Annotated in this window: 22 protein-coding genes; 1 reads left to right on the forward strand and 21 read right to left on the reverse strand. The window is 50.7% G+C overall.

Annotated features, from left to right (window positions below):
- Position 1: 1 nt before the first annotated feature.
- The 14 genes from KNO78_RS08645 to KNO78_RS08710 form a co-directional block, all read right to left on the reverse strand.
- Positions 2–1,531, reverse strand: coding sequence for a UDP-glucose--hexose-1-phosphate uridylyltransferase (locus tag KNO78_RS08645; RefSeq protein WP_214690485.1), 1,530 nt, complete (start codon positions 1,529–1,531; stop codon positions 2–4).
- Positions 1,528–2,532, reverse strand: a complete 1,005-nt coding sequence (galE, locus tag KNO78_RS08650) for a UDP-glucose 4-epimerase GalE (RefSeq protein ID WP_074035883.1) — start codon at positions 2,530–2,532, stop codon at positions 1,528–1,530. Before galE (KNO78_RS08650) ends, KNO78_RS08645 begins: the two co-directional genes overlap by 4 nt.
- Positions 2,529–3,713: a galactokinase gene (locus KNO78_RS08655; RefSeq protein ID WP_208606702.1), complete on the reverse strand. Its 1,185-nt coding sequence runs from the start codon at positions 3,711–3,713 to the stop codon at positions 2,529–2,531. The genes galE (KNO78_RS08650) and KNO78_RS08655 overlap by 4 nt, the downstream gene beginning before the upstream one ends.
- Before the next feature lie 22 nt (positions 3,714–3,735).
- Positions 3,736–5,802, reverse strand: a complete 2,067-nt coding sequence (locus KNO78_RS08660; protein WP_214690484.1) for an alpha-galactosidase — start codon at positions 5,800–5,802, stop codon at positions 3,736–3,738.
- The gene (locus KNO78_RS08665) at positions 5,799–7,787 is read right to left on the reverse strand and encodes a beta-galactosidase (protein ID WP_214690483.1); all 1,989 of its coding nucleotides are present in this window, start codon (positions 7,785–7,787) and stop codon (positions 5,799–5,801) included. Before KNO78_RS08665 ends, KNO78_RS08660 begins: the two co-directional genes overlap by 4 nt.
- 18 nt (positions 7,788–7,805) lie before the next feature.
- Entirely contained in the window at positions 7,806–8,591 is a 786-nt protein-coding gene (locus tag KNO78_RS08670; protein ID WP_074035881.1) for a carbohydrate ABC transporter permease, read from the reverse strand.
- Between the two features lie 12 nt (positions 8,592–8,603).
- Positions 8,604–9,557, reverse strand: a complete 954-nt coding sequence (locus KNO78_RS08675; RefSeq protein ID WP_214690482.1) for a carbohydrate ABC transporter permease — start codon at positions 9,555–9,557, stop codon at positions 8,604–8,606.
- A gap of 67 nt (positions 9,558–9,624) precedes the next feature.
- Entirely contained in the window at positions 9,625–10,926 is a 1,302-nt protein-coding gene (locus tag KNO78_RS08680; RefSeq protein ID WP_251125263.1) for an ABC transporter substrate-binding protein, read from the reverse strand.
- A 24-nt stretch (positions 10,927–10,950) separates the two neighbouring features.
- Complete coding sequence (locus KNO78_RS08685; RefSeq protein ID WP_214690480.1) at positions 10,951–11,397, reverse strand: hypothetical protein; 447 nt, start codon at positions 11,395–11,397, stop codon at positions 10,951–10,953.
- A 166-nt stretch (positions 11,398–11,563) separates the two neighbouring features.
- Positions 11,564–12,715 (reverse strand): ROK family transcriptional regulator, encoded by a 1,152-nt coding sequence (locus KNO78_RS08690; RefSeq protein ID WP_214690479.1) that lies wholly within the window; start codon positions 12,713–12,715, stop codon positions 11,564–11,566.
- Positions 12,716–12,935: 220 nt separating this feature from the next.
- Positions 12,936–13,703, reverse strand: a complete 768-nt coding sequence (locus KNO78_RS08695; RefSeq protein ID WP_214690478.1) for a tyrosine-protein phosphatase — start codon at positions 13,701–13,703, stop codon at positions 12,936–12,938.
- A gap of 6 nt (positions 13,704–13,709) precedes the next feature.
- Positions 13,710–14,915: an alpha-amylase family glycosyl hydrolase gene (locus tag KNO78_RS08700; protein ID WP_214690477.1), complete on the reverse strand. Its 1,206-nt coding sequence runs from the start codon at positions 14,913–14,915 to the stop codon at positions 13,710–13,712.
- 88 nt (positions 14,916–15,003) lie between these two features.
- A complete protein-coding gene (locus KNO78_RS08705; protein ID WP_196431219.1) occupies positions 15,004–15,927 on the reverse strand; it encodes an LCP family glycopolymer transferase in 924 nt (307 codons plus the stop codon).
- 101 nt (positions 15,928–16,028) lie between these two features.
- Entirely contained in the window at positions 16,029–16,874 is an 846-nt protein-coding gene (locus tag KNO78_RS08710; protein WP_214690476.1) for a YihY/virulence factor BrkB family protein, read from the reverse strand.
- Positions 16,875–17,000: 126 nt separating this feature from the next.
- Here KNO78_RS08710 and gnd point away from each other — a divergent pair, with 126 nt between their 5' ends.
- Positions 17,001–17,885, forward strand: coding sequence for a phosphogluconate dehydrogenase (NAD(+)-dependent, decarboxylating) (gene gnd, locus KNO78_RS08715; protein ID WP_214690475.1), 885 nt, complete (start codon positions 17,001–17,003; stop codon positions 17,883–17,885).
- Between the two features lie 37 nt (positions 17,886–17,922).
- Here the strand turns inward: gnd and KNO78_RS08720 are convergent, their stop codons facing one another.
- From KNO78_RS08720 to KNO78_RS08750, 7 genes are all read right to left on the reverse strand, one after another.
- A complete protein-coding gene (locus KNO78_RS08720) occupies positions 17,923–18,537 on the reverse strand; it encodes a flavodoxin family protein (RefSeq protein ID WP_074035867.1) in 615 nt (204 codons plus the stop codon).
- A 106-nt stretch (positions 18,538–18,643) separates the two neighbouring features.
- Entirely contained in the window at positions 18,644–19,660 is a 1,017-nt protein-coding gene (gene galE, locus KNO78_RS08725; protein WP_214690474.1) for a UDP-glucose 4-epimerase GalE, read from the reverse strand.
- 41 nt (positions 19,661–19,701) lie between these two features.
- On the reverse strand, positions 19,702–21,162 hold the full coding sequence (pelG, locus tag KNO78_RS08730; protein ID WP_214690473.1) for an exopolysaccharide Pel transporter PelG: 1,461 nt from the start codon (positions 21,160–21,162) through the stop codon (positions 19,702–19,704).
- Positions 21,143–22,561, reverse strand: a complete 1,419-nt coding sequence (gene pelF / locus KNO78_RS08735) for a GT4 family glycosyltransferase PelF (protein ID WP_214690472.1) — start codon at positions 22,559–22,561, stop codon at positions 21,143–21,145. Before pelF ends, pelG begins: the two co-directional genes overlap by 20 nt.
- Positions 22,558–24,399, reverse strand: coding sequence for a DUF2194 domain-containing protein (locus KNO78_RS08740; protein ID WP_214690471.1), 1,842 nt, complete (start codon positions 24,397–24,399; stop codon positions 22,558–22,560). Before KNO78_RS08740 ends, pelF begins: the two co-directional genes overlap by 4 nt.
- On the reverse strand, positions 24,396–25,310 hold the full coding sequence (locus KNO78_RS08745; protein ID WP_214685964.1) for a hypothetical protein: 915 nt from the start codon (positions 25,308–25,310) through the stop codon (positions 24,396–24,398). The genes KNO78_RS08740 and KNO78_RS08745 overlap by 4 nt, the downstream gene beginning before the upstream one ends.
- Complete coding sequence (locus KNO78_RS08750) at positions 25,307–26,533, reverse strand: hypothetical protein (protein WP_214690470.1); 1,227 nt, start codon at positions 26,531–26,533, stop codon at positions 25,307–25,309. The genes KNO78_RS08745 and KNO78_RS08750 overlap by 4 nt, the downstream gene beginning before the upstream one ends.
- Between the last annotated feature and the right edge of the window lie 5 nt (positions 26,534–26,538).

Consider the following 26,538-nt stretch of genomic DNA (forward strand, 5'->3'; position numbering starts at 1 on the left):
TTTAGTTCGTTTTCTCTCTCATTCCCGACCTTGGTGTTCCGTACTCCACTTTATCGACATGGCTAAGGAGTGACCGGATGAACGTATCAAATCGTTCCTGCCCAGCGTTCGTCTGTTTAAAGACACCAGCATCCTCAAGACCTTTCACAAATTTATCGACGACCGCTTGATCGACAATCGTTTTCGGGTCGCCCGACTTCTTCCGTAACTCATCGGCCCACTCTTGATGCATCACTTTGACATCAACGTCCTCGCCGGCCACATAGTGAACAACTTGCTCAAGTTCTGTCTTCAGGCGCGCTGGCAAGACGGCGAGCCCCATTACTTCAATCAAGCCGATATTCTCACGCTTGATATGATGCACATCAGCGTGCGGGTGGAAAATACCGTCCGGATGCGCCTTGCTCGTTCGGTTGTTTCGCAAGACGAGATCGAGCTCGTAACGTCCGTTTCGGCGTCTTGCAATTGGCGTCACCGTATTGTGTGGGACACCTTCTGTATACGGAATGACTTCACTAACGGTGTCCTCATAATCGCGCCAATATCCGAGCAACTGGTTCGCCAACATGACAAGCTGCTCTTTTTGATTGGAGCGGAGACGGACGACCGAGAGCGGCCAGTACAGCGTCTCGATATCGACTTGATCATAGCGTTCAGAACGATATGTCGAGACGACTCGCGCATCGTCCATCGCGAACCGGTAGCGGCCGGCCTGGTAATGGTCATGCGTCAAAATCGAGCCTCCAACAATCGGCAAGTCTGCATTCGACCCGGCGAAGTAGTGTGGGAACTGCGTGATGAAGTCGAGCAGACGCTCGAAAGCTCCTCGGTCGATGACCATGTCACGCACCTCGTTCGACAGTAAAATTGAGTGCTCATTGTAATAGAGGTACGGTGAATACTGGAACGACCATGGCTGTCCACCGAGCGTGAGCGGGATGATGCGATGATTCGCACGCGCTGGGTGTTTCAAGTGACCGCTGTATCCTTCGTTCTCAATCGCGAGTAATCCTTTTGGATAGTTCGATGTCGAGGTCGGTTGCATTCGAGCGAGTGCAATCTCACGCGGGTCCTTCTCCGGTTTCGACAAGTTGATGGTGATATCGAGCGTGCCATAGCGAGTCGGTGCCTGATACGTGATATTGTTCGCGATACGACGTGTCTGGATATAATTTGACGCCTGACTCATCCGATAGAAATAGTCAGTCGCCGCTGTCACATCTGTCTCAAGGAGCTCATTGAAATGACGTGTCACTTCCGATGGCTTGGATACGAAGATATCCATGATTTCCGCCATGAAGCGGTCCTTCTCTTCAAGGATCGGCTCGATAATGTCCGCCCCCACTGCATACTCGACCACTTGTTCGAGCAACTCGGGGATTGACAGCTCTGACACAAAACGTGGGACTTCAAAGTCGAGCTTATTCAGTTTTGCGAGCACGCGGTTCCGTGAATAGATACGGTCCTGCTCGTCAATCAGCTCTTCACGAATCGCCGCGTCGACGAGTGCCTCAATCATCACATCGATCATCGTCTCACCTCTTTCACCTGATAGCCGAATGGATGTGTCACATGCCAGTTCCAAGCGTCCGTCAAAATCGTCTCGACGTCGGAACGGGTCGGTGTCCATCCGAGGATACGTCTTGCCTTGTCAGACGAGGCAATCAATTTAGCCGGGTCCCCGGCGCGGCGTTCACCAAGTAAGACCGGAATGTCATGTCCCGTCACGCGACGTGCCGCCTCGATAATTTCGAGCACTGATAGCCCGTTCGCTGTCCCGAGGTTGAAAACGTCGCTCGCACCGTCTTCTCGTAAATAACGGAGCGCTAACATATGCGCATCGACGAGGTCTTGGACGTGGATATAATCACGGATACATGTCCCATCTTCCGTCGCATAGTCATCACCAAACACGGTAATCGCGTCACGCTGTCCGTTCGCCACTTGCAGAACGATTGGGACGAGATGCGTCTCCGGGTCATGGTCTTCGCCGATTTCACCGGTCGCAATCGCGCCAGCGACGTTAAAGTAACGGAGTGCGACCGAGCGGATACCATGTGCCTGGTCACACCAGCGAATCATCGACTCCATCGCGAGCTTTGTCGCCCCGTATGTGTTCGTCGGATTCGTAAGCGCCGTCTCGTCAATCGGCATCATGGTCTGGTCACCATAAGTCGCGGCCGTCGAGGAGAAGACAATCCGTTTCACTGACGCATCGCGCATTGTCTCGAGGAGAATTTGCGTCCCGAAGACGTTGTTGTCATAGTAGGCGAGCGGGTCCGTCATTGATTCGCCAACGAGGGAGTTCGCTGCGAAATGAAGGACGTCTGTGATTGATTCCTTTATGAAAACATCTTTCAAGAACGTTCGATCACGCAGGTCGCCCTTATAAAAACGGACATCCTGTGGAATCGATTCAACATGTCCTGTCTGAAGGTTATCGAGAATGACGACGTTTTCCCCTTCTTTCAACAATGTACGAACGGCGTGCGAACCGATATAGCCGGCACCGCCAACAACGAGTATACTCATTTCACTTCCTCCTCTACGAGTTCTCGTACCCCGTCCCCGACCGAGGCGACGTAACACGTCGGTGCGTGACCGATTGTCGACACATATCGATCCGACGTTTCCTGAATCATCGATCCCGTCTTGTCTTGACGGACGATGGCGATGGCACAACCACCGAATCCGGCCCCCGTCATGCGAGCACCGATGACGCCGTCACACCCTTGCGCGGCTGAAACGAGCGTGTCTAGCTCGATGCCGGTCACTTCGTAATCATCCCGGAGCGATGCATGCGACGCATTCATCAACTGACCGAACGTCTCGAGTCGTCCTTCCTGTAGAGCAGTGTAGGCGAGTATTGTCCGCTCGTTCTCAGAAACAGCATGACGCGCCCGTTTACGAAGTGTCTCTGGCAAGTCGAGCGCGACTTGTTCAAACGTTTCCATCGACAATTGTCCGAGAGAATTGACTTCACATTTCGGTTGAATCAAGCCGAGTGCAGTGTCGCATTCGCGCCGACGTTCGTTATATTTCGAGTCGGCGAGTTCCCGACGTTTGTTTGTGTTCATGATGACGATGTCGTACCCGTCGAGGACAATCGGTGCATAGTCATGATGGAGCGTCTCGCAATCGAGGAGCATCGCCTGCCCCGCTTTGCCCATTCCAATAGCGAACTGGTCCATGATACCGCTATTGACACCAATGAACGTATTCTCGACCCGTTGTCCGAGTCGGACGAGGTCAAGCCGTTCGAGACCGAGACCGTACACTTCATTTAACATGTATGCCGTTACGAGTTCGAGGGAGGCTGATGACGAGAGACCCGCCCCATTTGGGATGTTGCCCGCAAGGAAGAAGTCGAACCCGTTGAGGTCGTGTCCGTCTTTCCTGAGAAGCGTGACGACCCCTTTCACGTAGTTCGCCCAGTCGTGGCTCGCCTCGTACGTCTCGTCCGTCACCGGGAACGTGACGATACCAACCTCTTCAAAATTGAGCGAATAGACACGAATCAGGTCGTCTTCGCGCTTTTTCACGAGTCCGTATGTTCCGAACGTGATTGCACATGGGAAGACGTGTCCTCCGTTATAGTCGGTATGCTCGCCAATCAAATTGATGCGTCCCGGTGCGAAGAACGACCGGTCTGCTGAGGTGGCAAACACCTCCTCGAATTGTTGTTTCAGCTGTTCCATGTTAAATGAAAGCATGCGGCTTCATCCCTTCCATCGCTCATGCCGGGTGGATGACCAGGCAATACGCGTCATAGTCTGTTTGTTGTGTGAGGTTTATGCCTTGTTCCATCAAATAGCGTCCGCTCACGCGGCGTCCTTCTAGTTCGTACGTCCGTTCAGGATCGAGCCCGCGTAGCTTCACACGCAAACGATTTTTCCCGTACTGACGACGGTCGGCGTTGAGGAGGACGATATAGTCTTCGCCGTTCGTATAGCCGACGGCATGGAAGCCGTCCCGTTTGAGTGAAGCGAGGCGATGGCTCGTCCCGTGCTGCACAATCGGACGGATCGTCTTGTACGTCGCAATCCATTCTTTCGCTTCTGAAAGCTCATCTGGTGTCCATTCTAGTAGGTTGCCACCGATACCGAGCGTGCCTTGCATCGCACTGACGAACCGATACGCGAGCGGCAACGAACGATTGTTCAACCAGTTCGGTGAGTCCGTCACCCAGCAGCTCATCATCTTGGCGTTGTAGGCGTATGAGAAACCTTCTTGAATCGCGAGGCGGTCGAACGCGTCCGTGTTGTCGCTCGTCCAGACCTGCTCGACGCGTGAGAGCACACCGAGATCGATTCGTCCACCACCACCTGCGCAGGACTCGAACGCGACATTCGGATGTTTCTCCCGCAACGTGTCGAGGATGCGATACACGGCTTCCGCATGACGGAGCCATAGTTCCTTCGCATCTTCCATGCGCGGACTGTCCGGTTCTGAGAAGGCGCGGTTCATGTCCCACTTGATGTAACGAATCGCGTGTCGTCCGAGCAATTCATCGAGCCACGCCGTCACGTGCGCCTCCACTTCAGGCAGTGCAAGGTTCAAGACGAACTGGTTCCGCGACGTCGTCGACGGGCGTCCGTCCGTATAGTAAATCCATTCCGGATGAGCCCGATACAAATCTGAATCCGGATTGACCATCTCCGGTTCGACCCATAGCCCGAACTGGAGGCCTTTCTCCTCGACGTAGCGGACGAGCGGGTCGAGCCCGTTCGGGAACTTCGTCGTGTTGACGTGCCAATCCCCGAGTCCGGCCGCGTCCGAGTGACGCTCACCGAACCAACCATCATCGACGACGAATAACTCACAGCCAATCGCGGCCGCCTCATCGACGAGACGTTTTTGTCCATCCTCGCTGACATCGAAATAGGTCGCCTCCCAGGAGTTGTAAAGGACCGGGCGTAACACGTCACGTGTCGCTTCCGGCATGATGACGTCGCGCTCAAAGTCATGGGCGTTCTGACTCATACCACCGAACCCGCGTTGCGTATAGCCGATATAGGCCGGTGGCGTCGTGAACGACTCACCCACTTGAAGCGTCTTCGCGAAGTCGAACGGATTGATCCCGCCCGTCACCTGTGTAAAGCCAAACTCGTCTTTTTCAAAATGAATCGCCCAGTTGCCGGAGTAACCGAGGAATCCAAAGACGACCTCCCCGTCTGTCTCCGTCGCGTCACTGTCGAGCGCGAACCACGGATTACTTTGATGGCTCGTCAATCCGCGACGACTCTCGATTGTTTTCTTGCCTGGGAGGAGCGTCCCTTGCTGGAGCTGGAACTCGCTCGTCCACGCCCCGCTGAAATGACTGAGTCGCATCTCGCGCTCAATGAGTCCGAGGCTGAAAGACTGCGCGCTCTCGAGCGTGACCGTTTCTCCTGCCGTGATGGTCATCTTGCGTGAGATGATGTCGTAAACCGGATGAAGCGTGAACTGGAGCGTCACTTGAAGTGATTGAATTGAATCGATCAAATCGAGCTCGAGTGTCTCTCCATCGATACGTGCATCACCGAGTGAGAAAGCGTGCAATCGTTCTGTCGTCGTATGACTCTTCAACGTCGGTTCCGTATAGACAAGGTCGCCGAACGAGGTGAACTCGTAAGCGGCCACCCCTTCTGGTGTCTCGAACGACGAGTGCAGAACGCGCGCGTCTGGTAGTTCTATGATGTCTAATTCATGCAGGCGTCCGCCGAGATACTGATGGATGAGACGACCTCGTGAATCGACATCAAACACGTACGTGAGATTCGTTCCGATGAGGGCGAACCGATTGTCGTGACGAACAATCATGCCTTCACCTCCTGTTTCAATAGGACAACATCGAGCGGTTTAAGTTCGAGCTTGCCTGTTACCGTTTTCCCGTCAAGCGTCTGCCACGTGCCATCGAGGTCAACCGTTGATTTAACCTCGGTCGAATGGTTCAGGTAGAAGCGGATCACCTGCCCGTCTCCTTGACGGTCGACCTTCTCGACATCGTCTGGAAGTCGGGTCGCGTCGATCCCAGCGCGTGTGAGCGCCTGATGATAAACTGCATCGAGCATCTCGTCGTCGACCGATGAACCGATGTATGTCACGTCTCCTTTATACGTGTGCCGTGTGATTGCCGCAGTCCCTTTATAGAAGGCCTTTTCATATGTTGCCAATACGTCGGCGCCTTTCGGTGTAATCAAGTCACACCAAATGTTCGCCTCAGAAACTTGGTCACCGAGTCGGACTTCGTTCGATTGGACGGTCTGCAAACTCTCGTACTCATCAATCTCGATACCCGCGTATTCGGCAAACTTACCTGGTAGCGTCAAGTTGTGGCAACGGTTAATCGGGTCTTTCACGCCTGTACGGTAGGTGAAGATGACGTGCCCACCCTTTTCGATATAGTCGATGAGCGTCTCGTCAAACACATCATTTCCGAGGAAATAGAGCGGGACGACAACGAGTTTATACGAATCGAGCGCGTCCCCTGGGAAGACGATATCCGTGTTGACACCTTGACGGACAGCTGCACCGTAGAAGCGGACAAACTCTTGCTTGAAGTTAAATGCGTCGGAGTGTGGTTGGTGCGTCCACGCCCATAAGTTCTCCTGATCAAAATAGACAGCAACGTCTGACTTGTACGCAGCCGCGTTGATCATGTCGCCATGCGCGTGAAGCTCCGACATGACGTGCTTCACTTCTTCGAACTTCCGTTTCGGTTTCCCGTCATGGTCAATGATGCCGTGACAGAACTCTTCCGTCCCAAAATCCGCGGCACGGAATCGGAAGTAGACAATCGCCTCGGCCCCACGCGCGACAGCCTGATGTGTCCAGAGACGGATATGACCAGGTCGTGGTAAGTAGCCGATGCGGCTCCATCCTTGGGCCCCGCTCAACTGTTCCATCACCCAGAATCCTTTGCCTTGTTTCGAAGAACGGCACAAATCATGATCGTGCGCCGTCTTCTCGAAACGGTTTGGTTCTGGCAACCCGCCCCATACCGGATAGTTGTCGAAAGAGACATAGTCGAGATCTTGTGCCATCTGCTGCTGGTTGATTGCCATGTCGCTATATACGAGGTTATGCGTGATGAACGCATCCTCATGGATGAGCGGGCGGAGCGTGTCGACCTGGAGCTTGTTAAACGAGCGATATGCGTCCGAGCAGAAGCGGTCAAAATCGACGAGAAGCGACGGATTGTGTTCTTGGAACACGGTGCGAGGGACCGGAATCTGTGTCCATGCCGTATATGTATGGCTCCAGAAGACGGTCCCCCAAGCCGCGTTGAGCGCGTCGAGCGTCTCGTAGCGTTCTTTCAGCCATTCCTGGAACGCCTCTTGGTCGACATCACCGTACGAACGGTCCGACTGTTCATGTCCATACTCGTTGTCCGTCTGCCAACCGATGACACGTGGATGACGACCATACCGCTCCGCCATCTTGCGGGTGATTCGTTCACAGTATTCGCGGTAGACAGGGCTGTTGACGGTATAGTGACGACGAGCTCCGAAGCTGATACGCACCCCGTCTTTCGTCACCGGAAGGATGTCCGGATGTTTTTCGATAAGCCACGCGGGCGGTGTCGCCGTAGGCGTGCCGAGCACGATGTCAAAGTGTTCGCCGAAGGTTTCGACGACCTCATCCCAAAATGAGAAGTCAAACTCACCGTCGGACGGTTCCATCATCGTCCAGACAAATTCCGCCATCCGGATGACGTTGACACCGAGTTCTTTCATCAAGCGGACATCCTCGTCCCAAAGTGCACGATCAGTCTGTTCTGGATAGTAATCTACTCCTAAATACATGCTGTTCACCTCAATCGATTATTTGACCGCTCCTGAAGTCATGCCTTTTTGTAAGAAGCGTTGGAAAAAGATATAAAACACCATCGTCGGCAAGCTGATCAAGACGAGCGAGGCGTATAATTTACCAGGGTCTCCGCCGAGCGCTTCCGTGAAGAAGGTCGGTGCCATCGTTACTGTCTGTTTGGCCGGGTCTGTCATGAACGTAAGTACCATCAAGTATTCGTTCCATGAGTTGAGAAACGCGTAAATCGTCGCTGTTGCGAGTGCCGGCTTGGCGAGTGGCATCATGACTTTATAGAAGATTTGAAACGTCGACGCCCCGTCGATATGCGCTGCTTCCATCAATTCGTTTGGCAGCTCGTCGAAGTAACTCTTGATGAGCATGAGTCCGAACGGAAGGAAGAAGGCGATTTCGGCACCAATCAATCCCCAATAGCTATTGAGCCCGTCAAGTGTGCGCAACGTGAAGAAGAGTGGCACGATGAGCGAGGCGACCGGTAACATCAATCCCGCCAGAACGAGATTAAATAAAAGGCGCTTCCCGGCGAACTGGAGCTTCGAGAAACCGAACGCCGCAAATGCAAGAAATGAGATGGAAATCAAGATCATGAAGAAGGCGACGATGAAGCTGTTAAAGACGAATTGTGGGAAGTTCGGATTTTGTAGCGTCGCGATGTAGTTGTTGAAGCCATTGACACGTAAGCTTTCCTTGAACATGACGAAGATCGGGAACAACCAGAGGATTGCCATGAGTGACAGACCGATATTGGTGAACCATCTTCCTTTCTTTGTTTGCAGTTCCATCTGTTCTCCCCCTTAGTCCATTTTCTTCTGTACACGCATCTGGAAGTACGTGATGCCGAGTGCAATCGCAAGCAAGATGACGGCGACAGCGCTGGCATAGCCGACCTCTTGATGCAACATCGATTTACGGAACAGGTATGTCGAGATGACCTCGGTCGAGTTACCTGGTCCTCCTTGTGTCGAGATCCAGACGATGTCGAACGTCTTTAGACCACCGATGACCCCGAGGATCGTCAGTGTGAACGTCGTCCCTTTCAAGTTCGGGAAGACGACACTCCAAAGCGTACGCCAAAATCCTGCCCCGTCGATATTAGCCGCCTCGAACACTTCCCGTTCGATTGCGAGCATCGCCATGTAATACATGATCATGGACGAGCCTGTCCATTGGAAGATGTTAATCAGAATGATAGCGTAGAGCGCAACGTCTTGGTCGCCGAGCCAGTTCTGTTCAAACGCACCAAGACCAATCATGCGAAGGAATTCGTTGATATATCCGAACTGGAAGTCAAAAATTTGCGTGAACGCCGCCCCGAGGACGACCGGGCTCAAGACGACCGGGAAGAAGAACACCGATTTGAAGAACGTCCGCCCCATGCCTTTCGTGTGAAGCAAATAGGCCAATACGAGCCCGAGACCCGCCTGAATCGTGACCGTCAAGACAGTGAAGATCCCCGTGTTTTTGAGCGCATTATAAAATTCTGGGTCTTTGAACATCCGGCCGAAGTTTTCAAAACCGATATACACTTTCTCAAACGAGATTCCGTCCCATGAAAAGAGTGAGTGATAGGCGTTGTAGAAGATTCCGTAATAGATGAAAGCGATGACGAACAGGACGGTCGGAGCGACGAACGCCCAGCCGATCAAGTTCTGCTTCATCCGCTCTTTCTTACGAATCGGATTCGGTGCGCTCGGTGGTACCGATGTGAGCTTCGGCTTGGACTTGGTCAAATCGGTTGCTTGTTGCATAAGGTTCCCTCACTTTCAGATTCAAAAAATCGAGCGCCAGTGAGTCTGGCTACTGGCGCTCGTTTGATTATTTACCTTGGTCCGCAATCGCCTGGATGCGTGCGAGTGCTTCTTTCGCATCTTGTCCGGCAGCGATGTTTTGAAGTTCTTTTCCGAGTGCGTCGTAGACTTTCGGGTCACGGATTCCGCGTCCTGCGACAGCGTTCTTCACCGTTTCGTTCAAGATTTTGTACGACTCACGTTCAACATCATTGGTGAACTTGTCTTCGTATGCTACTTCGATGTCTTTAATGGCTGGTGCCATCTCAAACTTCTCCATGTATAGCGCCTGTCCTTCACCTTGCGTCATGTAGGCGATGAAGGCAGCCGCACCTTCTTGTTGTTTCGATTCTTTGTTGACACCTAGTGCCATGTCGATTGATGCGATGACCGGTTGTTCTGTGCCACCTGCAAGGTTTGGCATTGGAACGAAACCAATCTCGTCTTCGAAGTTGTTCCACTTGTCACGCTTCTCGACCGTCGTCATCGAGTGGGCTTCCCATGAACCAATGATCCACATCGTTGCTTTCTTGTCGAAGAAGTTGTTCATGCCGTCCATGTATGTCGCAAGACCCAAAGCGCCTTCTTGAAACACTTTGTCCTCGTACAGTTGTTGCCAAAGTTCAGCCGTCTCGACCATCTCTTTATCCGTCCACTTCGCGTCACCCGCTAGCACTTCTTGGATGTAACCCGGTGCGACCTGGTGGCTCAATACGTTGAAAACGTCAACGCCAACCCACGCGTCCTTCGCGCCTAGTTGCATCGGGATGACCTTGTCGCCAGATGCGTTGATTTTGTCAATCGCCGCAACCGTCTCATCATAAGTTTTCGGAGGTGTCACGCCATATTTGTCGAGGAGTGTTTTGTTGTACATGAGGTATGCCTGTCCTGTGAATCCGACCGGTACCGCATACTGTTCACCGTCGACTGTTGTCTGTTCGACACCAAGTTCGATTAATTTATCTTTCCATCCTTCTCCGGCCGCTTTATCCATATAGTCTTTCGCTGGTACAAGGCGATCCTTGTATTGCGGAATCATCGGTTCTTTGAGACCAATGACGTCCGGACCATCTCCACCAAGCATCGCGACTTGAAGCTGTTGCTCGTAGTCTTCGAGGCGTTTAAACTTGACCACATAATCATCTTGCGATTCGTTGAACGCCTTCGCCATTTCTTCCCCGACTTCAGGTTGTGGCGCCCACCCCCACCATGTGATGACGGGTTTGCCGTCTTCCGTTGTCGCCGCCGCTTGTTCGTCATCGCCGCAGGCAGCGAGTAAAGATGAGAGCATTAAGACAGATGATGCGAGTGCAATCGTCGTTTTTTTCATGTTCATTCTCCTTTGAATGTGTTGTCACGCCACAATCCGATGGCATAACTCCCGAATAAGATGGTCTGACATCGGGCGATCCCCGAGCCATGTTAATGTGTACGCTATCAGTTCCAAATCGAGCTTCGGTCCGTCTATGTATGGGCCGACGACGTAGAGGTCCGCCCCGAACGGCAATGCGTCCTGTTCTTTCAAGCGCCATAGCAAAAGTTCAAACAGGCCGTCCATGTCCTCGAACGACACGTCATGCGAGAGCGTCGATGCTCGGAACAATCGGATATCACGCGTCTCATCGTCATAAAGACGGAAGATACCATCGCGTCTAGAGCGCGTAATGATGATGCTCGTCTCATCCCCCGTTAGCGCTTCCATTTCATCGAAGGCAAAGTCCTTTCGTGCGAACATCCTAGTCGCCCCGTAGCGACCGAAGATTGTGTGAAACTGATCTTTCAATGGTGTCTCTTTTTGCATCGCTACCCCTCCAAACGTGTCGTTGAGAGTGTCACCCCTTACTTAGTAAATTAAATTTATTATCTAACTACACATAGACTATAGCATGCCCTCATTTATATTGTAAACGCTTTCTTATAAAGAAATTAAAAATCGCCTTTCCCTAATAGAACGGCGATTCATGGTTTCATTGGATTTCACCGAACATCTCGTTCGTGATAAGCGCTGCGGCTCCGAGCGCCCCTTGGCTGGCGTTCCACGAGACGACACGGATATCGGTCTGTCGGGCGTCAAGGGTGAGCGCCGTTTGGGCGACACGCTCCTGAATGTTCGTGACGACGTCTGGCGCATAGTTGAATAGCGGACCTCCGAGAAGAATACGTCCCGGGTTCAAAAGGTGGATCATGTTGAGCGTGGCAATACCGATATATTCGCCGGCCCGTTCGTATAGTTTTCGTACATCTTGATTCAAATGGACAGCGTCACGAAGATCATCAAGTGTCAGTTCATGCGAGAGCTGACGAGCTTCATTCAATATGGCACGTTCCCCGGCGACTGCCTCTAGGCAACCACGATTACCGCACGAACAGATTGGTCCGTCGAGCATGATGCGCATGTGTCCAATCTCCCCAGCAATATGATGCTCACCGTCAATCAATTCGCCCGCGTGGACATAGGCTCCCCCAATTCCATAACCGGCATACACGTAGAAGAATTCCTCGATACCAATCGCTTCCCCGAAGTACAATTCACCAAGGGCGAGTGTCCGCACATCGTTCTCAACGAATACGTGCTGCTCGAGGCGTTTCTCTAGTTCGCGCTTGAGAGGGATATCATGCAAGTGAAAACGTGGGGCAAATAAGACAATCCCTTCACCCGCCTCGACCATTCCGTGCACAGAAACACCAAGTCCAATGACATTCCCTATAGCTCGTTTGTTCAATATGGTGTAGAGAGCGACAATCGCGTCGATGAACTCCTCGTTCGTGTCAAACCGTTCGTCGTGCCATGCTTCGTCAAGTAACTCTCCATGGATGTTTGTGACGACGCCATGCAGTTTTCGCTGTGTCGCATCGATTCCGATGACAAAACGGTCGCTCGCAGCAAGTTCGAGCATGATCGGGCGACGTCCGCCGCTTGAGACCCCAAGCTCGCGCTCACTGATTAATCCCTCTTCCTTCAATTCGTTAACAATGTTCGAAATAGTCGGTTTCGTCAAACTTGTCTTCTTAGCAAGTTCAACCCGTGATACCGGCTGATGAAGCCGAATCAATCTAAGAATCAGTGCACGATTGTATGTCCTCATCCATTTAGAGTTACGTGGCGTTGTGTTCCCCATGACCATTCCACCTATTCCTATCTTTTTCTTTCAGTATAGCACTTGTTAAATCCGTAATTAGTTGCGCTTTCATTTTTACGACCATCTATTTTTGATTTTTTATTTTCCACATGCTAAATCAAGTTCAATATAAAAAACGATTTATGCATCGGTTGATTCCATGCATAAATCGTAAAAACACCTACACTGTTGTTCATAATCAATATATTTAACTTCTACTTCACCACTTCCAACGTCCTCGCCAGTTTTTCTCAGGTAAACGTGGAGGATTCACCGAAATCGGTTCATCCGCTAACATCTCCTCCGTAAAGTGGAGGTGCTGTTGCCACATCTCTTCCCCTAATTCGTTGATGACTTCCTGTCTCGCTGCTAACCAATTGAAATCACGATGTTCCACGTTATGGGCATCGGAGGCGACGATGTGACTCAGCCCGTTACTGATGAACGTGAGTGCGAGTTCCCGCATCTGTCTCCCGAACTGTCCTGTCAAACTGCTTGTTGTCACTTGGGACAACGCACCCGATGATACGAGATGATGCAATTTTTCTGGATGGAGTGCAAACTCACGATTCCGCTCCGGATGCGCGATGACCGGAACGTATCCAGCCGCCTGTAGTTGAAAGAATAAGGACTCCGTATAAGCTGGTAGACTTTGACTCGGCAGTTCCACGAGGACATATCGTGACCCAGCGAGCGAATGTGCCTCTCCGGACTCCAACGCTTCGACCATTTCTCCAAAAATTCGAATCTCTTGTCCAACATACAAGGTCAAGGGGATCTGTTCATCATCGAGTCGTTTTTGTAGATGCGCGACTTCTTGCGTGATGTCATGATGCTGCGTCTCAAAGTACGGATGATACGCGTGTGGTGTCACGACAATCGATGTCACCCCCTCTTCCACCGCACGTTTCGCGAGTTGAAGGGATGCTTCCATTGTACGTGGTCCGTCATCTACTTCAGGCAACAAATGACAATGTACATCAATCATGAGTGTTCACTCTCCATTGTGTGATTGTTTTAGCCAAACGTATTCATACGGGCGAAGCGTTACATTTGTCATCCATTCTTCTGTAAAGAGACTCGTCCCTTCACAATCCGTCTGCACCGTCTCTTCACTCATATTCGTCAATAACAGTAGGGTCTCCTCTTGATGCGTTCGCTTAACAGCGAAAACGCGCCGATCGAGATTTAGGACCTCTTGACCAATGTAAGGGGACAAGGCAGGGTGGAGTCGTTTCACATTCAATTGGCTCAATATCCCTTCATAAACACGAAGTCGATCCGGATCGCGTTTCAATGCTCGGACGAGATCTTCCTGTTCAACCGGTTGCGACACCCCAAATAAAGTTCGATAATCAATCAACGGAATCCCTTGAAGCGACAACAATACACTGTGGGCTGCGAGAATCACATCTGGGTTAGTGTCCATCAGATTTTTCTCAAACGGATCACGTTCCGCTGAAGATAGGAAATTGAAATATGTTTGATTGGCTCTCAGTGAATGAACTTGTCTCGCCCAATCGGTCAATCGTGTCACATTGGCCTGCGCAAACGCTAAAATGACATGACTGGATAAGTCGAAATGACAGACGACGTCCGCCTCTTCCTCAAAGTTTAGGACTGAATCGACACGTTCATTGGCAACGATGAGCTGTGCATTCGGCTTATACGTATGCATAATCGTACGCCACAGTTTGAGGATGTGTTTGACTCGTTCCGGTTCTATTCCGCGAAACGACTCGACATGGACATGGATTTTCGTCGCTCCATACGCCAGACGTTCAATCAGTTCATCTGTTACGGTGACAAGGTCGAGTTGTGACTCATTCCATGCTTCAGGCGTCATCTCGTAAATCAAATCGAACTCATCGGTGAAACGTCCTAAGTCTTCGAACAATTGCACCCGCGAGTCGATGGCTGTGTCCTGTTGTTTCGTTTGATACGGAAACAGGGAGACGAGATAGAGATCACTCACCGTCGTTTGGACATGATCGGCTAACCATTGATGGAGAGCCTCGAGGTTCGCTCGTCCGTCAGTCAGGATAAAACCGGCATCCACCAACAAGACGTTTGTTTTTTCAGAAGGGCGTTCATGGTCGTGCCAACGATGATCCGACCACTTCTCAAACAACCGTTCCCACTTTTCTTGCGAGGTCTCCCCGAGTTCGTGGAGTACCTCTTCAATCGTTTCCCATTTCATGACTCATCCCTCCTTGGCATCTCTTTATTTCTCCCACTTTCCGTTTCATTTGAAACACAAAAAAACTGTCCGACTTGGGTCAGACAGTTTACTCCATCAATCGTTTCAACTCTTCCTGAACGCCATTCAACGAAGAAGATTCCGGATTCCAATAATAGATGCCGTCCCCCTCTAATCCGCCCGCACCCTCAAGCCGTAAGACACTCGCGTTGCGGAACGCGTTCATATAGTCCGTCGACAAAGAGACGAATTCATTGAGCTCGATATTCGTCTTCGCCTGATCGCCGACCACCTCGAGTAACGCGGTGACCTTGTCGAGTGAGAAGTCCGTCCGTCCTTTTTCGATGATGGCGGCGACGACATCACGCTGACGTTCTTGACGTCCGAAGTCACCGTTTGGATCGTTATAGCGCATCCGGGTGTAATCGAGTGCCGCTTCTCCGTCTAACGTCACCTCACCAACGGGAAACGTGTAATCTTCTGTCGAGAACGCAAATTTATTCATGACGGTAATGCCTCCGAGTGCATCCACGACGTCGCTGAATGCCTCCATATCCGTTTCGATGACATAATCGATTGGGATGTCGAGGAAATTCTCGACCGTATTCATTGCCATTTCGGCCCCACCGAACGCATAGGCATGATTGATCTTATCACGTGTCCCTTTCCCGACGATTTCAGTCTTTGTATCCCGGGGAATCGAGAGCATCGCTCCTTCATCAAGTTCCGGATTGAGTGTCAGCACGATGATTGAGTCACTCCGTCCCTGTTCGGTCCCGCGTCGGTCAATCCCAAGCAAGAGAATGGAAACAGACTCTTTGCGTTCAATGGTCTCGACCTGCTTGCGCTCTTTGCTGATTTTCAAGTTGTCATTCACTTGTGCGACGGTGTCATCGACTTCTTTTACCATTGACCAGACGAACGCGCCACCCGTGATGAGCACCAAGGCCATGACGCCTGCTACAACCCCTAGTACGATTTTCCACTTTGATGGCTTACGATGTTTCGCCATGCGACCACACCTTCTTCCGTGAAATAGTACTAGTTTATTCCCATGCCACGGGTTGTTTTAAAGCATGTTCACAAAGAATAATCACGATATCCCTTTTTTTGTTACGGGAAATGGGTCCGGGTCGGTTGGCGGGTCATATGGTAGGGCCATGCCGCATTGATTTCTGCCCCAATCAGCATCGTTGCTGCCGTCAGATAGAGCCAAATTTGTAGTAGAATCACCGCACCGATCGTGCCATATGTGTCCCCTAGAATCGAGAAGCGTTCGACATAGACACTGTATCCGGTCGACAGCAATTGCCACGAGATGACCGCAAACACGGCTCCAGGAAGTGTTTCGATGAACCGTACTCGCTGTTGTGGCGCGATTTTATAAAAGAGTGAGAACGCCATGATCAAGATGAGCGTCGAGACCGTATAGCGCGTCAGAGTCGACAAGCGGTCGAATTCTTCGACTTTTGGATAGAGGGCATAAATCAATTCGACAAATTCTTGACCGAATAGATGAAACACAATCAAGATGACCGCCCCGATGCTCCCTGCTAAAATCACGAGCAACCCGATCAACCGTCGGAAGATATAGCCGCGCGCTTCCGTCTCCCCATATGCGAACACTGTCAGCTTGACGAGTCGTGCCGTCCCGTTCGAGGCCGACCAAAACGCGATGATGGCACTGACTGATAACAGTCCACCGTTCAAATTTCCGCTCACGTCATAGACGATAGATAACAGTTCACGCACACTTGCCCCTGGAATGAGTGTCTCAATCTGTTCGATGAGAAGCGCATCATCGATTTGAAACCATGCCATCACGGCGAAGAGGACAAAAAACGTCGGAAAGATGGCTAAAAACCAAAAAAACGCCAATGTGGCACTGTAGTCATTAATATGATGGTCTTTGAATCGATGCCTGACGTCTACGGCCAGTCGAAATACATTTCCAAACATCGCCACCCTCCTCTCATCACTGTTGCACTTATATCATTCTACATCTCGGGCAAGCTGTCCTTTTGAGCAATCGTTATTTCGGGTATGCCCTATAGAGGACTAAATCTTACAAATGGGGTGGAACGAATGGAAATCGGTATGATTGGACTTGGTAAAATGGGCCTCAATTTGGCTCTGAATTTGACAGACAATGGGCATCGTGTCGTCGGGTATGACCCGGGAAACGTATCGACGAGTCAATTTGAGACGAAAGCCTCTTTGCAGGAAGTCGTTTCCGCGCTTCAGGTCCCTCGCGTCGTCTGGGTGATGGTGCCGGCGGGTGACGTGACCGAACACGTCTTGAACGACTTGCACAATCTTCTCTCGCCAGGCGACATCGTCATCGACGGAGGGAACTCGAACTATAAGGAATCGATGCGGCGTGCCGACCATTTCAAAGAAAAACTGATTTATTTCTTCGACGTCGGGACGAGTGGTGGGATGGAAGGTGCCCGTCACGGAGCGTGTACGATGATCGGAGGCGACTTGGAGGCGTTCGGAAAGATCGAGCAACTTTTCCAAGACGTCTCTACCGACCACGGTTATCTGTATGCGGGATCGAGTGGGAGTGGTCACTTTTTGAAGATGGTGCATAACGGGATTGAGTATGGGATGATGCAGGCGATTGCCGAAGGCTTTGAAGTGCTCGAGAAGAGTCCGTTCGACTATGAATATGAAGATGTCGCACGCGTTTGGAATCACGGGTCGGTCATTCGCTCATGGCTCATGGAACTGACGGAGAGTGCCTTCTCGAAAGATGCGAAGCTCGACGACATTCGCGGGGTCATGCATGCATCCGGTGAAGGCAAATGGACGGTCGAGACGGCACTCGAGTACGACGTCCCGACACCGGTCATCGCGCTCTCCCTCATGATGCGCCAACGTTCGCTTCAAGACGATACGTTCTCGGGCAAGGTCGTCGCGGCATTACGGAACGAGTTCGGTGGGCATGCGGTGGAGAAGAAAGAATAAACCATAAAGGTCTCGACCGATTGGTCGAGACCTTTACTCATTCCATCGTATTCCCTTCTGCCGGAATTGGATGGTTTTTAAGCATTCTCGCAAAATGGACGAGATTATATGCCATCGTCTTTCCGTGAGACTTCGTGAATTCATTTTCTCGTCCAGCATCAAGATATGAGTCACCCGGTCCTGCTTCTCCTACCCAGTACGTGTCGACATTCGGCGGCACGGTGAAACCAATGTGGGACAATCCATATAGAATCGAAGCACAGGCGTGTTTCGCCCCATCCTCATTCCCCGTGACGACGACTCCACCGACCTTGTTGTAGTAAATCGCCTGTCCTGATTTGTTCGTCAGTCCGCTACCGCCATATAGCCGTTCGATCACTTGGGTGGCGACGCTACTCTTCTCCCCGAGCCAGAGTGGTGTCCCAATCACGACAATATTCGCGGCCTTCACTTTCTCAAAAATCTGAGGCCACTCGTCCCCATCTCCTTCATCTTCCGTCACACCGAACTTGACGTTGTAATCAACAATCCGAACAATCTCGGATTCGACGTCGAGCGCATCGAAGTGCGGGATGATGTCACGAATCAATCCTTCCGTATGGGACGTTGTGTCGCCACCTTTTAGCGAACAGTTCAAAAACAAAGCTTTCATCCGATCCCTCCTAAGTAAATGACGTTCCATTAGGTGTTCCCGTTCGCTATCCTTTCTAATACAAAAAGAGACGGCCATCGTGTGATGACCGCCTACTTCATAGGATTTATTCACTGTACCCTTTCGGATTATTCGATTGCCAACGCCAAGCGTCCCGACACATCGCTTCAATGTCATGTCGCACTTCCCAGCCAAGAATGGCCTTAGACTTTTGCGGGTCGGCAAATATCGCCGCGACGTCTCCGTCTCGTTTATCCGTGATTTGATAAGGAATCGTCTGTCCGCTCTCCTGTTGGAACGTTTGAAGCAAATCAAGGACGCTGTATCCTTTCCCTGTCCCGAGGTTGAACGCCTCCACCCCTTCATATTTCCCCACATACTCCAACGCCTTCAAATGACCAAGCGCCAAATCTACGACATGGATATAGTCGCGCACGCCTGTCCCGTCATGCGTCGGATAGTCATCCCCGAACACTTGAAGCTCTTTTAGACGCCCGGCCGCGACTTGTGTGATGTATGGCATCAAGTTGTTTGGGACATCGAACGGATCTTCGCCGATCGTCCCGGAGTCGTGCGCGCCAATCGGATTGAAATAGCGAAGAATCGCAATCGACCAAGAAGAATCAGCTGTATAAAGGTCGCGCAATATCTCTTCGATCATCAGTTTCGTTCGTCCATATGGATTGGTCGCACTGAGCGGGAACGATTCATCGACCGGAGATGTGGTTGGGATTCCGTAAACGGTCGCCGATGAACTGAAGACGATACGTTTTATCCCAAATTGATTCATCATCCTTAACAAGACGAGCGTCCCAGCTACGTTGTTGTCATAGTAGTGAAGTGGTTGGCTGACGGATTCGCCGACTGCCTTTAGACCCGCGAAGTGAACGACCGCATGAATCGAGTGCGTGGAGAAGATTTCATCAAGCAATTCCTGATCTCGAATGTCGCCCACGTATAAGGTGACCGTCTTTCCAGTCAGGATGTCGATTCGCTGAATCGCCTCTTGTCGGCTATTGGACAAGTTGTCCAAAATAACGACTTCGTATCCTTCCTCGAGCAATTGAACCGTCGTGTGTGTCCCGATATATCCCGCGCCACCTGTCACAAAAATTGTTTTCATGTGCTTCACCCCATTTTCTAAAAGTTCATCTGCTGCGATTGTTAAGCCGAGCGATCATTGAGCCAGTCCCCGACACGACGGAATGTATCCGTACGCGGAGGTGTTTCGCTTCGGCTAAACGTATGATAATCAATCTCGGATACATATCGAATCAAGCGAATGAGTGAGAACGCGAACGCAATCGTGCAACCAATCGCAAAACTAAGACCGTAACTGTCTGGTCCAAGTGGTAATAACAAGAACGTCAACCCTGCATTCATCGTGATGAAGAGTGCCGATGTATACGCCGCTCCCCGATGGTCTTCAAAATAGAGCAGGACGAGTGTGAGAACGAGCACCATGGCGTTTGAAAAGGCACCAATCGTCGTCATTTGAAAGACGTCCCGAATCTCAGGTGACAGACCTAGTAGCGGGAACAAGACGACCGCGAACAGAATAAAGAGAAGCGACACGAGCCCTTGATTTCGGAACAGTCGTTGCAACTCTTGTCGTAAGACGAGGAGCATGGCCGCTTTCGAACGTTGAATCTGTTGGTACGTCCCACCTTCGTTCACGTATCCATAAAACACGCGATACCGCTCATAAAAACGCGTCTCGACTGACACAACGAATATCGTCATCGTCGGAATAATCGTCAAATAAGAGAGGAAGATAGCTGTGTCATAGATTGGATGATAGCGGAATGTGTCGAGGTGGACACTCCCTCCTTCCGCGAACCAGATGATCCATGTGCCGACCCAGATCCCGATGTTATAGAGAAAACTGGTCCAAAAGAGTGCCGGATAGCGGTCAAAATAGCGATAGAACGAGAACTGACCGACCGTACTCCGGTTTGGGAACGTAAGGAGCATCGATGTGAACAAGCCGAACAACGTGACGACAAGACCGAGTGTCATACTCGCTGTCAACGCGAAGCTCTTCATGTAGGACTCCGTCAAATATTGCATCAAGAACTGGTCCGTGATGAGGACCGCGGCGACTGAGACGATGCCACCGGCCACAAAGCTATAGGCTACCGCCTGATAGAACTTGGCCGCACTTAGGAACAAGAAATGTACCCAAATGAGGTTGACCGTCATGAATAGGACGAATGCCAACGCGTTCAATAAAGCAGGGAGTTCAGAGAACATAAGGAAGATAGCGAACAACAGCGACGCGATGGCGACCGTCGTCTTCATCATCCCGATGAACGCCGGGAAGATGTCTTCATATCGTTTCTCATAAAAACAATCCGCCAAGTACCTCGTGACGACGAGCTGCTGCACGCCGAGAACGACTTGCGAAAAAATAAAACTGTAAGAGACGATCAAATTGAACGTCGTGCGTTCTTCGAGTGTGGCGATAGATAGATAGCTCGTCAGCCACTGCATGAGGGCAATCGTGACGATGACGATCAGCCATGGTCCTGATGTGACGAGCCCGGCAAATGCATATGCTTTGATTCGTGAAGAGAAGTAGTCTTCTTGAAACAACTGTTGTAACTTAAACCCAATGCCCGCCATATACCGCTCTCCTCTCTTCATATAAGTGTAGATATGCATCGATAAACTGATCGGTGCGATAGTACGTCTCGACTCGCTGTTGCCCGTTTCGTCCGAGTCGGCGCGCATCTTCACGATTTTGATGGAACCAGACGCAACGCTCTGCGATTCGCCGTGGATTGACCGGCGGAACGACAAATCCAGCCGGACCGAACGGTTCATCCGGTCGCCCGTTCACGAGTTCCGCACAGGCCCCGACGTCCGTCACAATCCACGGGACACCAGCGGCCATACCTTCTAGTACAGCAAGCGGTTGTCCCTCGGAGATACTCGTCAACAAACACACATCGAATTCGGGAAGGTGTTGTCGAATATCGACTTTTCCGACCATCAAGACGGACTGTTCGAGCTCGAGTTGCCGAATGAGCATCTCGCACTCCGTCGCATACTCCTTATCCTCATCAAGTGGTCCCATAATGGTCAGTTCGAACGGGACGAGCATGTCTTGTAACAGTTTCGCCGCATAAATCATGGTTTTAATATCTTTGATCGGAACGACGCGAACGATGGCACCGATTCGTAGTTTGTCCACTCCCGGCACACGCCCGAGAGCAGACAAGCCCGTCACGTCAATCCCGTTCGGAATGATACTTAATTTCTCAACAGGTGCCCCGAGCTGACGTTGCAACTCGCCGTTTCGTTCAAAGAGTGTGATGACGTCATCTGCCTTTCGGTACGCTTCCCGGGAAATGTGGTGGAAGAACTGAATCCAATGGGAGCGAAACTCAGCCGGAATCCAAGATGCCTGCAACAGTTCTTCTTCCCGTTCACGCGAATAGATGCCGTGTTCAGTCAAAAGAAACGGAATGTTTTGTCGTTCTTTCATCGCACTCGCAATCAGGCCCGCATATCCGGTCGAGGCCGCGTGCACGAGGTCGACCTGAGGTAATCCGGCTTGGAGTAAATCAAGGACAGGCGCATACATACTGCGCCACATCCAAAAGTAATCGATGAATGAACCGGCCTGCCCTTCTTCTTGATAGCTCTCCGTGACGAGCTGATAGAAGAGACGATTCGAGAAGAATTGTTCTGGTGTCCCGATTTGATTTTCAAGAATCGGATAGATGGACGAATCGACTTGACCGAATGTCATCCACGTCTTGATTCGCTCCCGTTCCGCTTCCGATAACGTTTCCGGTCGACGTTTCCGTGTCGCTCGTTGAGTGAGGGCGAGCGTGGTGACGCCTGTGACATTCTTCGGTAACGTATAGCGATAATCTGCCTCTGTCTTCGGATTCGGCATGATTGAGATAATCTCAAACTCATGCATCGGCATCTGTTCCATCAGCATGTGAACCCAGCTCGATACGCCACCGCTCACATATGGATAACTCCCTTCGACAACAATTCCTATTTTCATGGGCGACCCTCCAATATCGGGAGACGAACAGACGTGTCTCTCAATTCAACTTGATACAATGTACCATTCTCATCAAATGGCTTGACTTCACCATAATCGAACCTCCCTGTATCGAGACGTTTCCCAGGTTGCACACGAACGAGTAACGTCGACGAGACAGGCAGTTGTTGGGCATTGATATCGATAGCATCATTCGTGTAAGCCACATCGATTTGCGCATCTTGATAAAGCTTGTATTTCCGATACGCATCATACTGACTCAAGCCCTCGAGATGTGGATATTTGGAGTAGAGTGTCTGGAACAGACCTCCAAACGATTCTTTCATCATCTCCCACCCTCTCCCTTTCGAGCGATAGTCATCTAACACATCATCCGGGTGAATGAAGTGGGAAACGAGTCCGAAGTTGGCGACGGCATCAATGACGACAAATAGATCATCCGGTGTCTCGTTGTATCCGCTCGATACGCGAGGAAAATCATACAAGTTCGGATAGACCGGGTCGGGTCCGAACTCTTGAATGTAACTTCCTTTTGTCGCATCTCCGCTGTAGAGTCCTGCGACAATCAGCCCTTTCGGAAACTTCTCGTTCAACACTTCAAGTCCGGATTGACCGATGATGTTCGATGGTGGCACATAGCTGCGGATCCGCTCATTCGGCAAGTAATAGTCAAACGCCTCAACGACACGGTCAATGGCGGAACGCATATCTTCCTGACTGTCCCATTTTGTATATCCAAGCTCCGGGTCCATCACTTCATCTCCCATGACGAGTGGCTGGTGGTTGAACCCGTGTAGCCCGACTTCCCCATTCGTTTGGAGTAAACCGCGACCATATTCGAGCATCGGTGCCCGAATTTTTTCGATGAGCTGTTCTGTCGTCTCTTCATTCGTCGCTTTATAACTGCCGATCAGGAAACCAGAATAAGTGACGTCGTAGTCAGCACCGATTTGCTTCATGTCTTTCCACCAAATCTCTGAGAAGAACTCTTTGATGGACAAATCATATTCTTTCGTGATGACCGGATTCGAATAATTTGGTACCGGTGCCGGGAAGTCGTCAAGGTGAACGACCTTGATGCCAGCTTGTGGCATGACGAACGCTGGGAACAGCATCGAAAGCGTCTGCACCATCAAGCCGCGTGAGTTCTTATCCGTCAACGACGTCGTATTCCAAAACATCACTTCGCCCTTCCCATAAGGAGACTGCCATAATATTGGTTCGTTTTTGGCAGAAATGAGGACGTCCGCCTCTTCTTTCAGTTTGACGTCAGCAATGCTGTGGACGAATAACCCTGAGTCTTGAGGCAAGTCGACATACCCAGGGAAAATTTCTTGTTCGAAAATCAACCCGTTGACTCCATCTTTAAAGTCCCCAAAATCGTTTACGCCGACCAGGTCTGCCCAGTCTTGATCGATGAATCGTCCGGCAACGTAGAGCCGTCCACCTTTTTCAACGAAGGACCGAATTGCCTCGTACGGCCATGATTTCGTATTTTCCCCGCTGACGACGAGAACGTGTCGTGGAGAAGGCTCAATCGATGCGATGGCCTCTGCTTCGATCGAGGTATAAGACAACTTTGCATAGTCGAGCGCATATTTAAAGTTATTCAAAACAGCTGTCGACAAATCGTCGTCATTCTGATGAATGTAGATTTGAACCGGATCCCCCTCCACCGCTCTCACCTCACCCGCGAGTGTCGTAAAGGATTTCGGCTCATGTGCTTCTTTTGGGATGAGCCGATGACCATAGTCAAGCCGTAAAAACTGGACAACGACAATCATCGCGATGAGTAAAGAGAACAAAGACGCGATATACGTCGTAATCGATTTATTCATATATGGGCACCTTCTAACTGTTGAATGACAAAGCGATAGTCCTCTGGAATGTCTTGCAAACCGAGATGTTGATGCAGGCGGTCGAGGGTCGGACGTAGGGACGTCCAATCGCCGTTCGTCATGTGGTGTTCAATCAACATGACATATCCATCGGGTACATTTGGATGATAAAGGGTGAGCGCCTCAGCCAATCGTTCTCCCGTTTCCAAGTCACCCGAGCGGAACGAGAGGCGGGCTTTCGTGCGTAAGTACGTTTCGTCTGTTTCGTCGTACTCACTCAATTGATCGAGGTGAAATAATATCCGTTGCTGGATGCGCATTTGCATATCATGATCCAAGAGACCGCTATCTAAGAACGAAATTCCGGTTTCAATCACCGGATAAATCGTCTCCGGTCGCTCCGGATTCACTTGTGCGATTCGCTGTTTTAACATCAAATCGTATCGGTCGAACAGTGTGTTTCGGACGGTCGCTGCATAGTGGACCGTTTCCGTATCCTCGTGTTCGAGACCTAAGTGTAAATATTCTTCTGTATTCATGAGCGGTGTCGACATGAGTTGTGTGATCGATTGTTTCCGCTTGTTCCCGTCCATCTGTAAGGCTTCCGTCAATGGGACGAGATCTAAATCTTCTTTCGCCTGTTGCTGCAAGCGTTCTAAGTTGACCGTCTCAAAGTTGATGTACTCATCGTAGTCGAGAAGCGTCTTCGGTGAGGCGAAGCGTCGGGCAATCACATATCCAATCAAACCAAACAGTTCTCCGACAATCGGGATGACGGCACTGACGAGAAATATCGAGAGCCAGACTCCCTTTTCCGTCGCATCGACTTTCGGTCGTACAATCAGTCGATACAAGACGAAAAGGACCGTCGCATGCAGAAGGAAGAAAAGAAGAATCATCCAACCGGTCATAGGCGTTTCCCACCTTTCACATAGAAGACATGCTCAATCCGTTCCTTGAATCGTTCGGCTGATTCAACCGGTGTACCTGGGAGGAGAAAATGAAGGATGCGATCGTCTTCGTCATATCCGATAACGTCAATTTCACGCATCGACTGTCTCAAAATCAATTCCATTTCAATCAATGACAAGTCCACACCCTCTACAGGCAATGTGACCGTACTATACGGTTGACCATATTGCTCATGACGAAGTACTTGTTGGGCCACTTTTTGTTCGAATGCTTCCATACGGAACATGTGCGTCCCGTCGACGAGTTGGTCGCTGACGAGCATCCATTCGAGGGCATCGGCCTTTTCAATGCGCGTTCCCGTCCAATCCAAGACGAGTTTCATCATGTTCATCTCATGACTACGTAAGCGTAAGATATCGATTTCATGGACGACCAAGACTTCCTTCACCGTTCCTTCATAACAAATCGGTGCAACGAGAAGCGGTCCATCTAGCTCATCTGCTAAACGAAGCGTCGGCTTTTTCGATTGGAACATCCGTGCGAAAATTCCCTCCTCCGAATCGATGAAAAGCGTCTGGGGCAAACGTTCTACCTCTCCGGAACGGACATGAAGACGGAGTGTGCGCTGCGATGCATCCACATGATATAAAGCGAGTTGACGAGCACGGAAGACACGCGTGAACGTTCCAATTAAATGATCACGTACTAAAGCGGTCGCATCCTGATCAAGTTGTAGTCCAATCTCATAAATTTTTGAGAGCGTATAAGTCGAGTCGAGCACCCGCTTCCGCATCTCCCCTTGCGACTCTTGTAGTTGTTGTATCGTCTGTTTCAGTTGTTCGTTCTCATCAATCACTTCTTCTTGACGAATGTGGAGCGACTGGTAACGCTCCCGATAAGAAGTACTGAAGACACCCGCACTAAGCGCGACGAAGAAGTGTAGCAAAATCCAAGCCAGTTCATTCGTATCGTAAAGGAATAAGAGCAAGTCTGAGCCTTCCATCAAGAGGAATGAGAAATGGTAGAGACTCGTCAACGCGAAACTGACGAAGGCACCGAGCAAACCATATCGTAAAGAAAACAGGAGGATATAAAAAATTAACGGGTCAATCGCCCAATCTGACAAAGAAAGACTAAATGTATAGTCCAAAATGCCGATAAGTAAAATAGTCACAATCATTTCAATCCATTTGATGGATGTGCGGTGTTGGGTATAAATCATAGTGT

The sequence above is a fragment of the Exiguobacterium sp. s132 genome (assembly GCF_018617235.1).
Taxonomy (GTDB): domain Bacteria; phylum Bacillota; class Bacilli; order Exiguobacteriales; family Exiguobacteriaceae; genus Exiguobacterium; species Exiguobacterium profundum.